Source organism: Brachyspira innocens ATCC 29796 (assembly GCF_000384655.1).
Lineage (GTDB): Bacteria > Spirochaetota > Brachyspiria > Brachyspirales > Brachyspiraceae > Brachyspira > Brachyspira innocens.
Genome location: NZ_ARQI01000106.1, coordinates 15,537 through 28,912 on the forward strand (window position 1 = coordinate 15,537; position 13,376 = coordinate 28,912).

Sequence of the window (13,376 nt, forward strand, 5' to 3'; positions counted from 1 at the left end):
ACATTTAGCTTATAAAATTATCTATCTCTTTTAAGATATTTTTCTTTAAGGCTTCTCTTTTACTTTTTATATTTTTTAGAATGTCTGAAGCTAATTTGGCATCTTTAAGAGATTTTCTTATCTGCCAAAATCCGCTGTCCCATAAACTTATTTTGAACTTATCAGTGTTTATTTTATCTATATTAGAATAAAAATATTTATAAAGCTCTTTAGAAGCATTTATAAGTTCAGACGCCTCATTTGAAATATATTTTTTATTTTCTTTGAGATAAATAAAAGCAAAACGTGTTTCATTATCATATTCAAAAATACTGCAGTTAGAATATACTTCTTTATAATCAAAAGGGTAGAAATGATTAATTATTCTGTAATACTTATCTTTATAAACAATGTTATCCATAGCAGAGCTTTGATTTGATGTGGAAAATAAAGTCCAAACCACACAGTCAAGTACAAAAGTTTTTTTAAGTTCTTTTTTAGGTATGGAAAACTGATCACTTCCATTAAGCCAATCAACCTTTGCACATCTTCTTACTGCATGTATAATCATAGCCTTTTCAAAATTTTCTTCTGTAATAGAGAGAGACCCTGCCGAAGCCTGAGGAGCAGAAAATATAGCAGTAAGATTTTGTTTCTGCAAATCACTTCCGCAGCTCATAAGAGAACCTATAAATCCATCGCATACTTTATCTCTTATATCTTTGCCGTCACTTTTTACTTTTATAGCCGATGATAAAGGCACAAATGTTTTTGAAGTTCTTATCCTATTTATCCATTTATTGAGAAGTCTGCTGCTGTCTACTACACTATAATTTTTTTTGTATATAAAATTTCCGTTATCATCTAATACATCTAATATTATATCCTGTGTTTTTATATTTTCTTTTTTATCTATTTTCCATATTATAAAACTTACTGGAAATGGCGTTGTTTTTGATGTGTTGTCAAAATTTGAAGATGAAAATATAAATCCTTTTTTAAACTTATAACTGCATACTTTATTTCTGAACTTTTCATTGTTATTGTATTTTATATAATTAGTCTTTGAAAATAAAGCAAGATAAACATTATCGTTATTTTCAAACTCCTTATGTATTCTAAACAAAAACTGAGTATAAAGTTCTCTTGAAGCATCACCCAATTTTTCTCTATGCATAATATTTCTTATTTTGCTTATACTTACACTTTTTTTGCTTTTAGAATTAGCTCCTGCAACTTGGCTTGTAGCATAAGGCGGGTTTATAAGTATAAGCCATTTTATATTTTTATTATTCAAATCATTTTGAAGTTTTTGAGGAAGTTTTTTATAGTTAAAAGAATCGTTTTCTATATCATCATTTAAATAATCATACTGAAATAGGCATGAACACTCAAAACTATTTTGGCAGTAATTTATATCGTCATTATCTATTGTAGACATATATAAATATTTATAGCATTCTTTATCAAGATAATATTCTAAATTACCTCTTCCGCATGCCATATCCCATATTCTGTATCTACCGCTTTTAAGTTCTTTTTCATCTATTACATTGTAAATATAATGCATAGCTTTATTAGCAAAATTGAGTGGAGTATAAAATTCTCCAAGATATCTTTGTTTAGAGTTATGTTCATTCATAGTTTTGATTTATTTGTATAATTTTTATGTATTTTACAGCTAATAATTTTTTATTGCAATTTCAAGCATTGCATTTTATTACAAATTAATCAAAACATATAAATAAAAAAGTGTAGTAAAAATATTTATAAAAAATATTTTTTATTTTTTATTTTTTATATACTTTGCTTTTTAACTTTTATAATACAATTCAACGCACGTAGAACAAAATTTTATATATAAGATAAATCAGTATTTTAAATTAAATTTATTTAAAGAAACACGCTCTGCGTGCGTGTAGGAAAGTCTTAAATTTAAATAATGCTTTGGGCGGGTTCACTTTTTAAAGTGGAGACTTAAAAGATTTAATCAAACTAATATAAAAAACAAAGTTTTTAAATCTAAAATGGTGGGGATTAAAATAAAATTTTGAAATTTATTCTAACTCCCACCCTCTAAATTTTTTAATTCTATTTGTTATTTATGAATTATTTCTTATTCTTTAGCTTTTACTGTTATTCTGGCTTCCCACCCAAGCGGTTTTTAAATTTATGATATATGCAACGCACGTTTAACTTTATCCTTATAAGTAATAAAATTAGAATTATAAATTAATCAATATTTTAAAAATCCGCTCTGCATGCGTTTAGGAAGCCTTAAATTTAAATAATGCTCTGGGCGGGCGTACTTAAAAAAATATTAGCTTATGTATTTAATCAAACTAATACTAAAAAATAAATCCTTAAAATCTAAAAGGGCGGGGATTAAAATAAAGTTTAAAAATTTATCCTAATTCCCACCCTCTAAATTTTTTAATATTATCCTGTTATTTCTGTACAGTTTTTATTTTTCATCTTTAACTGTTACTCTGGCTTCCCACCCAAGCGGTTTTTAAATTTATCATACTCTTCAACGCACGTTTAATCGATTCTTATATAGTACAAAATTAGAATTATTAATCAATCTGTATTTTAGGAATTTGCTCTGCGTGCGTGGAGGAAAGTTCTAAAAATAATTTCTTATATAATATTCATTTTATCATATTAGACATGTAATTAATTTTTTATCAATTTTTACCAATATTTTTCAATATACCCATATACCCTACTTGAAAAAATATGTAAGCTATGATATAATTCTATTGTTAGATTGCTTTAACATTTAAATGATGTATAATTGAATGATTAATTTTTTATAATAAAGGATTTGGTTTTATGAAAATGACTTTAAGAATAGGCGGAATGCATTGTGCTGCTTGTTCTAGGGCAGTAGAAAGAGCATTAAAAAAAACAGAAGGCATTGAAGAAGCTAATGTTAATATAGCTACAGAAAAAGCTGTTCTTAATTTTGACGATAAGAAGTTAAAATATAATGATATAGTAAATGTAGTAGTAAATGCTGGATATCAGGTAGTAGGTAAGGAGGAAGATCCTGCTGAAAGAAAGGCTAAAGAGATAAAGGAGCAGAAGATAAGATTAATAGTATCTGCTGTATTTTCTATACCTCTTTTTTATATATCTATGGCACCGATGGTTAGTATAGTTAAATTTCCTATACCTAGTTTTTTGGTTCATCATATAAACCCTCAGGTTTTTTCTATAGTAGCTATACTTTTATGCGTACCTGTTATGATATCAGGTTATAAGTTTTATACATTAGGTTATCCTGCACTTTTCAGAGGATCACCTAATATGGACTCGCTTGTAGCAATAGGTACAACTGCAGCATTTGTATATAGTATATATTCTAGTATTTTGGCATTTATGGGGCTTAATCCTCATGGCGAAAATCTTTATTATGAGTCAGCTGCTGTTATAATCACATTGGTACAGTTTGGTAAATATCTAGAGGCTAGAAGCAAAGGAAAGACTGGAGAGGCTATTAAAAAACTTATGGGACTTCAGCCAAAAACTGCAACTATTATAAAAGACGGTGAAGAGAAAGAGATAAAAATTTCAGAAGTAAAAGTTAATGATATAGTTTTGGTACGACCCGGGGAGAAGATACCTGTTGACGGAGAGATTATAGAAGGATACAGCAGTGTAGATGAATCAATGCTCACTGGTGAGAGTATACCAGTTGAAAAAAGTGTTGGTGATAAAGTTGTTGGTGCTTCAATTAATAAGACTGGAAGTTTTAAGTTTAAGGCACAGAAAGTTGGTGCTGATACGGCATTAGCTCAGATTATAAAGTTAGTAGAAGATGCACAAGGCTCAAAAGCCCCTATTGCACATATTGCTGATGTTGTATCTTCGTACTTTGTACCTGCTGTTATCACTATAGCTTTGATATCTGGTATAATTTGGTTTATAGCTTTGCATAATTTTGTATTCTCTTTAACCGTATTTGTGTCAGTATTAGTTATAGCTTGTCCTTGTGCTTTGGGGCTTGCTACTCCTACTGCTATAATGGTGGGTACTGGAAAAGGTGCTGAGCTTGGAATACTTTTTAAAAATGCTGAAGCTTTGGAAATATCTCAAAAAATAAATGCGGTGATGTTTGATAAAACAGGTACTCTTACAGAGGGCAAACCTTATGTTACTGATATTATTTCTGATGATAAAGATAAACTTCTTTTAATAGCAGCTAGTGCTGAAAACGGAAGCGAACACCCATTAGGGGAGGCTATAGTAAGAGAGGCTAAAGAAAAAAATATTAAACTCCTTGATATAGAAAATTTTAAAGCTATAGCTGGTTTCGGTATAGAAGTTTTTATTGATAATAAAAAAGTTTTAATGGGTAATGATAAACTTATGAATAAAGAAAATATAAATACGGAGAATTATCATTCATATATGGATAGCCTTTCAAAAGAGGGCAAAACCCCAATGTATGTTGCCTATGATAATGAACTTTTAGGTGTTATAGCTTGTGCTGATAAATTAAAAAAAGAAAGCATTGATGCAATAAGAAGACTTCATAAATTGGGTATAAAAACAGCTATGATAACAGGAGACAATAAAAATACTGCTAATTCTGTAGCAAAAGAAGCAGGCATTGATATAGTATTTGCCGAAGTTTTACCAGAAGAGAAATCCAAAGAGGTTAAAAAACTTCAGGACGAAGGAAACATTGTTGCTATGGTAGGAGATGGTATAAATGACGCTCCTGCTCTAACTCAGGCTAATGTTGGTATTGCTATAGGAAGCGGTACTGATGTTGCTATAGAGAGTGCTGATATAGTATTGGTAAAGTCAAACACCAATGATGTAGTAACAGCAATAGAATTGAGCAAGGCCACTATGAGAGATATTAAACAGAATCTTTTTTGGGCTTTTTGCTATAATGTTATAGGTATACCGATAGCTGCAGGAGTTTTGCATGTATTTAGAGAGCCTTTAATAGCTTCTTCTATAGGAGATTTTTTAGTTGCTATTATGGGTAAGGATTTACTTTTGAACCCTATATTTGCAGCTCTTGCTATGAGTTTGAGTTCTGTTTCTGTAGTTACTAATGCTTTAAGACTTAACTTTTTTAAACCAAGTAAATAAAAATACAATTAGTTTATAAAAGCTCATACTTACTCCATGATCCATAGAAACTTAATTTTATATTTTGATTTCTATGGATCCGTTTTTTAAATACAATTTCATAATCTATGTGGTATAAAAATAATAAATCTCTTGACACTTCATAAAATATATAAATCTGATAAATTTCATATAAAAGAATTATCTTAAAAATAAATTATAAGGAACTTTTAATAATACAATTCGTCTAATAGATTAAATAGCATGCTATATTATAACAACTTAAAACTACATAATTTCACAATAGGGGTAAAATTATATATGAAAAATAAAATTAAAATACTTATAGATATAATAATGACTGTTCTTTTTTTTGTATTAATTGGGTATCGTTTTACAGGTCGTACTATACATGAATATTTGGGCTATTTGATTTTTATATTTTTTATACTTCATCATATACTGAATTTTCATTGGTATAGAAATCTTAATAAAGGAAAATATAGTTTAAATAGAATATTAAATACATTTATAAACTCTATGTTTCTTATATGTATGCTTGGATTAATTATAAGCGGAATATTATTTAATAGAAATGTAGTTGAATTTTTTAATCTTGAAGGCATTAAAGTATTTAATAAAAGACTGCATATAATCTGCTGTTATTGGGGACTTGTATTGATGTCTGTACATTTAGGCATGCATTGGGGTATGTTTATAAATATGAGTAAGAAATTGATAAATATAAAAAAGCAAATATATATGATAACTGCTTTATTAGTAGCTGTATACGGAGTGGTTTCATTTATAAAGAGAGGTATATATATAAGATTATTTTCAGTTACAAGAGTACCTCCTTATGAAGAGGCTTTTATATTTTTTCTTATTGATCATTTAGCTATAATGGGGCTTTTTATATTTATTACATACTATTTACATATATTAAGCAATAAATTAAATAAGGTTAATGTTATAAGCAAAAAACTTTAAAATTAGATATAAAGCTTCATATTACGACATTTTTTACGTACTGTTAATTGGTATAATACATATACTACTTTTAGCTAAAAAAGTTATATATTTTAGGTTTATTCTTATAAAAAAATTTGTTTAACTAACATTTGGCAATTTTGGAGTATAGCATAAATGCGAGTATATAGCTAAACAACTATAATTTATCAAAAATTAATTTTTTAAATATATTCTGGTTTTATTAATATGTAAAAGTATTTTTATGTATTAAGCAGAGATGATATATTACTGCATAAATAATTCAGCATTTGTATGGCTTATATATTTAAGCTGTACAAATTCATTTTTTAGTCGATAGTTTATAAGTTTTTATGAATGCTCTGCTGCGTTATGTATAGATATAAAAAAATAGATATGAAAAAATATGACTATGCAGCATATAAAACATTATTTTTATAATATTATAATTTCATAATAAATTTAAAATGTATATATATAATTACGAAAAACTGAAAAAAATTCATAATTTTTATCAAAGATAATGTTAAAAAATTCTGGAAATACGGAAAAATTTAAATAAATCATACATTTTTTTCATTATTTGTATGGTTAACAGAACATTTTTCCTAATAATTCATACTTACGATGTTGACTTTTTATAAAAATTATGTAGACTAATAAGTAGAGGATCTTTATGGTGTCTATTGAGTTACTTAAGCAATCTCTCAGTAGACACTGTCAAAAGACTATAAAAAATTTAGGAGAAAAAACAATGAAAAAAGTTTTATTGACAGCTATGGCTATATTAACCGTAGCAAGTGCTTCTGTGTTTGGTATGTATGGTAACGCTGATTCTTGGATTGACTTCCTTGTGCATGGCAACCAATTCAGAGCTAGAATGGGTCAATTAGGTTTCACATTAGGCAACGGCACTATTAAAGGTACTTTCGGTTTCAAAGCTGACACAGGATATATGGGTTCTATTCTTGTTGCTCAAACAGGAAACGACAATAAGGAGTTTGATTGGACTCGTTTAGATGCAACACTTTCTGCTGGTATAGGATACACTTCTGATGCATTTGGTATAGGTGTTGGTTATAACTATACTATGAAAGCTAATGATGGTTCTGGAATACATACTCCAGTATTAACTATAAATGCTTTAAATGACAACTTAAGAATAGCTATACCTTTCCAAATAGCTGCTATGAGTAAAGACAATCAAGATTCATATGGTATAAAAGATTATATGGGTATAAGAACTGATATTCAAGTAAGATATTATACTGGTATAGATGCTTTCAATGCTATAAGATTCTACTTAAAATACGGTCAATCTGGATTTACTTCTACAAGAGCTTTATATGATAATAAATATGCTGCTTCTTCTTTGGGTTTACAATTAAGATTATATTTCTTAAACACTACTATAGGAAATGTTAATGTTAACCCATACATCAAATTGGTATACAATACAGCTATAAAAGGTTCTTCTGCTAGTGTTGGTTCTTACAATAGTCTTAATACTGCAGGAGTTTTTAATGGTCCATATTCATCAGGATCAGCAGGCGATACAGGTGCATATGACTTTACTATAGCTCCAGTATTGGGTTTAGGTGCTAACAGCGATATAGTAAGCGTATGGTTTGAACCTTCTTTAGGTTACAGTGTAAGTGGTGCTAAAAACTCTGCTTTGACTCACAAACTTGCTTGGGGTGCTTATGCTGAATTATACTTGACTCCTGTTGAAGACCTTGAATGGTATTTCGAGCTTGATGTTAATAACACAGATTCTACTGTATATGTTAGACAAGGTTCTACTCCAGTATACTTTGAAACTTCTACTGGTATCACTTGGTATCTTCCTTCTTTGGGCGGAGATCAATAATAGTTTGACAGACTATAACTCATAGAGTTTTTATACAGAGGCTTAAACTTCGATAGTTTAGGCCTCTTTTTTCTTCATATATATAACTTTCAATTAATACAGGTCATAACCTTAAATTCATTATTAAAATATTCATTTTTCATTAGGCGGTTTTCAAATACCTATTATTTTTAGCCTATAAAAAATAATTGGCTTGTTTCAAAACTATTTATAGCTGCTGTGGCTAGGCTGTTGTAGGCACAGCTCTAATATGTAAAATTTATATTAAAAAAATTAGCATTTCTTGGCTTATTTTGTTAAAAAAATTTGTTTAACTATAAAGGGGGGGGGGGCGGGTACAGTAGATTGTAAATAAAATTTACATTATTTTTTCACCTCGTATCCTTATATGAAATACAGGCTTATTATTATACTTTCTGGAAAATATATTAATGATTATTTGAAAAATGCATATAAAAACAATATTAAAAAAAATTAGATTTTTTAAAAAAATCAAAAAATTTTTTGAAAAAAATTTGAATTCTATAAATAATTTTCCTAGACTAAAGCTATAAAATAAAAAACATTAGGAGTGAGAAAAATGAGAAAATTTTTATTAACGGTAATGGCTATTTTTGTATTGGCATGCGGTTCAGTGTTTGGTATGTACGGTGCGGATAATACTTGGCTTTTCTTCCTCATTCATGGAAATCAATTAAGAGCTAGAATGAATCAGCTTGGCTTTACACTAGGAAACGGCACTATTAAAGGTACTTTTGGTTTTAAAGCTAATACTGGATTAACTGGTCAGATTTTTACATCAAGAGCAAATACAAATTTAGAAGCTACTATATCTGGAGGTATAGGATATACTGGTGATGGTTTCGGAGTTGGCGTGGGATACAATTATACTATGAATAATGTTTCAGGTATTAAAATGGTTGATGCTCATACCCCTGTAGTAGTATTTAATGCTGTTAATAATAATTTAAGAGTGGCAATACCTGTAAGTATAAGTAAAAAAGATGATGTAGGAAATGGAAGAACTGACTATTTAGGTTTGAGCATACCTGCACAGGTAAGATACTACACTGGAATAGATGCTTTCAATTATATAAGATTTGAATTTAACTATGGTCAAAACTCTTATAAACAAGGTGGAGAAGAATATTCAGCTAAAAATTTAAGTTTCCAATTAAGACTTCATTTCTTAAATACTATAATAGACAATGTAGTTGTTAATCCATTTATAAGAATAGATTTCGCTTCTGCTTTAGATGCTAAAGGAAAAGCTGCTATAGTTGGAACTCTTAATGGCAGTTATACTACTGATATTAAAGCATGGACTGTTGCAGGTGCCTCTAAAGCAACTGCTGGCCAGGAAGCATATGACAGAAACCCTTATGACTTGAGAATACTACCTAGTATATCTTTAAGCGTTAATACTGATATTGTAAACTTTATATTTGAACCAGGTTTAGGATATAGGGTTGAAGATGACGGAATAAAAGGAAGCAAACTTGTACACAGTTTATATTGGTCAGCATACGGAGAAGTTTATGTAAGACCTATAGAGGCTTTGGAATGGTATTTTGAAATGGACGTAAATAACGGAGTACCTAAAATACAGTCTCCAGTAAATAGTTTGCCTATAGCATTCGGTGCCAACACTGGTATAACTTGGTATTTACCTTCTTTAAATCCTAATGCTCAGTAAAACATCGTTGTCATAAAATATAAAGGCAGGGTTAAAAAATAGTATTACAATTTATCCCTGCCATTATTTTTTAACTTTATTCTAATCCCCGCCCTTTTAGATTTAAAAGCTTTATTTTTTATATAAACTTTGATTAAATCTTTTAAGTCTTCACTTCAAAAAGTGCACCCGCCCAAGCGTTATTTAAATTTGTAATTTATACATCGCACGATAAATAAAAAACTAGTTAATAATCCGCTCTGAATTATTAACTAGTTTATTTTTTTAATCTATTTACCGTGCGTATTATAATAAATAAAAATTAATCTCCAAAAACACTTTTCACTATACTGTAAATTGAAGAAGCAAATCTTTTTTCTACTTTTAGAGGATTAATTAGAGTTTCAATGCCGTCATTTATCTCGCAAAACTCTATATCGCCAAACTCAATATCTTCATTAGCGTCCATTCCAAAATACATATAATCAAATGAAATATGAACAGCAATATTAAGATAAGTATCTTTTAATATGTACTCAGAGAAAGTTCCGCCGTCCATAGTCTCGCCTCTAGCCATGTCATATTTATTTGCTAATGACATCAATACGCCTGCTTTTATTTTTTTGGAATTAAGAGAAGTAATTTTATTTTCACTTATATCTTTTTCTGTAATATCAGAATATTTGAAATCAAGCTGTTCTATAGGCTGTGATATCTCATAGTCTGATAATTGAGTTTTCCATTTTGCTATAGTGTCAGAGTTTAATTCTGAAGGGTGTACTAAAGTTATTAAAGCATTTTCTTTGAGAGTGTATTCTTCTTCATCAACTGTATTGAAAGTGCCGTCTTCCATATATCTGAAACTTTCTATTAAATTGTTATTCTCATCATAAACGCCCCATATTAGTTTTAATGCGAATAGATTCATTATAGGGTTTTCAACAAATACAGTTTTGAAATTATTATAAGTCCATTTTCTGCCGTTTAATAATACTTTCTGAAGTCTTATTTTCTGACTCTGTATTAAAGTTTTTATTTCTTTTTTGAGAGCAGTGCATTCTTTTTTGGCGTTATCTGCTTCTGTTTTGTCATCTTTGCTGTTTGGAGCTGGGAGCGATTTTATTATTTTTTGTTTGTCATTATCTGTTATTGTGAGTTCAAGATCATTGTTTATTGATAATGTAAATGTTCTTTTTGCCTCTCCTCCATAGCTTAAAACTTTTTCTCCTTTTCTGTCAAATCCGAAATTAGGTATTATTCTGTCTGAAAGCTCATCGGCTGTCATATCAAGTAAGTATGCAACATTTTCCATAGTCTCTATTGCTACTTCTTTTATTTTTGCAGTAGGTGCTTTTCTTGTGAGGCTGTCTACCAATATTAATGCATAGCTTTTTCCGTTTAATGCGATACATTTTACAATAAATGCCCCCATAACAGTACGGGAACCTTTAGCAAACTCTTTTATAAGAGGATAAACTTTATCTATCTTTGAATTATTAGAATATAAAAGATAAGGTATTAAAATATTTTTCTTTGTTGCTTCGTAATTAGAATCTTTCCAATAAATATATAACATTTCCAAAGCATTGGTAAATGAATCAATATCAAGAATCTCAGTAAGCATATCGCAGTCTTTTAATCTGGCAGGCTCAACTAAGTTCATATATTCCATAATAATATATTTAAATATTCTCTCATCAGCCAATTTTCCATTATTGTATAAAACTTTTGTCAAATGAACATCATCTAAAAACTTAATATTTTTTTCATAATTTGTATTGTAATAAGTATCTATAAACTCCAAAGCCTCATCAATACTTTTGAAATTATCGCCGTATTTTTTAAGATTCCAATTCTTAATAATATTTTTTAATGCCCCTTTAAGTTCTGATGATCTTATTTTCTCTGACATCTTTTCAACATATTCTCTTGTAATAGCTTCATTATCAGAAATAGCTTTAATACAATATCTTTTTACTTCGGCTCTCTTTGTATTTTCAAGAACTGTATAAACTAAATGATAATCATTATAATGACATTTATTATACAAAGTCTTTAATATATCTAATGCTGTATTTTTATTTGATGCTATATTATCTTTTATAAACTTATCATCATTTAATATATTTACCACTTCATCAAAATAGCTTTTAAATAATTCATCTTTTACGCTATTTATAATAACATTATTATTTTCATCTACGCATCTAAGCTCTTTATATAATGTAGGAAGACATTTTCCGCCATAGTCGTAATAATAATTTGAAAAATCTCCTGCATAATCAAAATAGTATGAAGTGAGAATTTCTTTTAATGTAATATTTAATTCTTTATTATTTAATAAACTATCAATAACTTCTTTTAAAGTTTTCTTTCCTATAGATGCCTGCACTTCTATATATTTTCTTATTCCAAGCTGAATTGGTAAATATTTAAAAATATCAATAGCAAACTTTTTATAGTTTTTCATTTCATCGCTGTCATAATTAAATAAAGAGTATAAATAATAAAGTTCTGTATCAAGACTAACTTCAGGAAGGCTATCCCATCTGTTGCTATATAGATTGTATGCATTTTTTTTGTCTGTATAATATTCAATAAGCGTATCAAAGAGTTTATTTTTATCTTTATCAAATATTTCTTCTATTTTTACTGTAGTTGTAAATGTTGGTCTCTTATTATATCTATTAGATTTATCTTCTGTAAATTTATTAACTATAGTTTGAAATACAGGTATAGACTTTTTTAAATTATTTGCGTCTATATTATTATCATTATGCTCTAATAAAACACCGCTAAGTACTATAAATATTCTTTTGTTTCTATCATTTTTTAAATCATTTCCTACTAAATTATAAACTTTATAAAAATCTTCTTTATAGTTTAAATATAAATCTCTTGCTCCATAAATAAACTCATAACGAAAATAATCTTCAAAATGTTTTGCTATAAATATAAAAGAGTTTGGATAATTTATTGCTTTGAGGAATTTATCTTTGGCTTTATAAGGATTACTGTAATCTAATAATCTTAAATACTGTCCAAGTTCAATATTCATATCAATAATATATTCTTCATTATTATTTAATACTTCTACAAATTTATTTTTTATAGCTTCGTTTTTATCTAAAAGAGAAGCAATTACATTTAAAGTGTCATAAAGATTTGGCAAAACATCAAATGATTTTATAGCAGCATTTATGTATTTATCATCGCATTCTTTATTATTTTTTATAACAGAACATATTGCAATCAATGGTATTACAGCATCTCTGTCCATTTTTTTTAATATTTTTTTATTGTCATTGTTATTAATAATATCAATATATTTATCTGTGTATTCTTCAAACTCTTTACTGAAGTATTTATTAAAATCTTCAAAAACTGTATATATTAATTTTTCACCATTTAAAGTTCTTGCCTGCTCTTTATATCTTTTCTCATATCCATAAACAAGATATCTGAGTGACTTTTCAAAATCTCTATTAACTATATAATCAAAAATAACATATCTAGTTCCGCCTTCTCCTTCTTTATCGTTTCCGTAAATAAGTATCTTCATAAAATGTTCATATCTTTTCTTTAATGCTTCATCTTCTATAGTAAAATAATCTTGCAAAAAAGCATCTTTATAATGAAAATAATCATAAGGATTCCTTCTTATTTTGCTGAAATCATTTGTAGATTCACATTTCTCCATATCATCTTCTATAGAAGAGACCTTATAGTATGCTTCAAGTTTTTCTTCTAAGTTCATAATTTATCCTCCAA

6 protein-coding genes are annotated in these 13,376 nt (G+C 28.1%); 4 read left to right on the forward strand and 2 right to left on the reverse strand.

What is annotated here, in order from left to right; all coding sequences use genetic code 11:
- Nucleotides 1–4: 4 nt before the first annotated feature.
- On the reverse strand, nt 5–1,621 hold the full coding sequence (locus F811_RS0106685) for a hypothetical protein (protein WP_020004499.1): 1,617 nt from the start codon (nt 1,619–1,621) through the stop codon (nt 5–7).
- A gap of 1,193 nt (nt 1,622–2,814) precedes the next feature.
- On the opposite strand from F811_RS0106685, the gene F811_RS0106690 reads away from it, so the two are divergent.
- The 4 genes from F811_RS0106690 to F811_RS0106705 all read left to right on the forward strand — a co-directional run bounded on the left by F811_RS0106690 (nt 2,815) and on the right by F811_RS0106705 (nt 9,626).
- Nucleotides 2,815–5,091, forward strand: coding sequence for a heavy metal translocating P-type ATPase (locus F811_RS0106690; protein WP_020004500.1), 2,277 nt, complete (start codon nt 2,815–2,817; stop codon nt 5,089–5,091).
- A gap of 300 nt (nt 5,092–5,391) precedes the next feature.
- On the forward strand, nt 5,392–6,060 hold the full coding sequence (locus tag F811_RS0106695) for a DUF4405 domain-containing protein (protein ID WP_020004501.1): 669 nt from the start codon (nt 5,392–5,394) through the stop codon (nt 6,058–6,060).
- A 754-nt stretch (nt 6,061–6,814) separates the two neighbouring features.
- Nucleotides 6,815–7,930, forward strand: a complete 1,116-nt coding sequence (locus F811_RS0106700; RefSeq protein WP_020004502.1) for a hypothetical protein — start codon at nt 6,815–6,817, stop codon at nt 7,928–7,930.
- Nucleotides 7,931–8,510: 580 nt separating this feature from the next.
- Nucleotides 8,511–9,626, forward strand: coding sequence for a hypothetical protein (locus tag F811_RS0106705; RefSeq protein WP_020004503.1), 1,116 nt, complete (start codon nt 8,511–8,513; stop codon nt 9,624–9,626).
- Nucleotides 9,627–9,927: 301 nt separating this feature from the next.
- Here the strand turns inward: F811_RS0106705 and F811_RS0106710 are convergent, their stop codons facing one another.
- Nucleotides 9,928–13,362, reverse strand: a complete 3,435-nt coding sequence (locus tag F811_RS0106710; RefSeq protein ID WP_020004504.1) for a DUF4132 domain-containing protein — start codon at nt 13,360–13,362, stop codon at nt 9,928–9,930.
- Nucleotides 13,363–13,376: the final 14 nt, after the last annotated feature.

Excerpts from the sequence above, each read along its gene's own strand:
- F811_RS0106685 (WP_020004499.1), bottom strand. The coding sequence starts at position 1,621 with ATGAATGAACATAACTCTAAACAAAGATATCTTGGAGAATTTTATACT.
- F811_RS0106690 (WP_020004500.1), top strand. The coding sequence starts at position 2,815 with ATGAAAATGACTTTAAGAATAGGCGGAATGCATTGTGCTGCTTGTTCT.
- F811_RS0106695 (WP_020004501.1), top strand. The coding sequence starts at position 5,392 with ATGAAAAATAAAATTAAAATACTTATAGATATAATAATGACTGTTCTT.
- F811_RS0106700 (WP_020004502.1), top strand. The coding sequence starts at position 6,815 with ATGAAAAAAGTTTTATTGACAGCTATGGCTATATTAACCGTAGCAAGT.
- F811_RS0106705 (WP_020004503.1), top strand. The coding sequence starts at position 8,511 with ATGAGAAAATTTTTATTAACGGTAATGGCTATTTTTGTATTGGCATGC.
- F811_RS0106710 (WP_020004504.1), bottom strand. The coding sequence starts at position 13,362 with ATGAACTTAGAAGAAAAACTTGAAGCATACTATAAGGTCTCTTCTATA.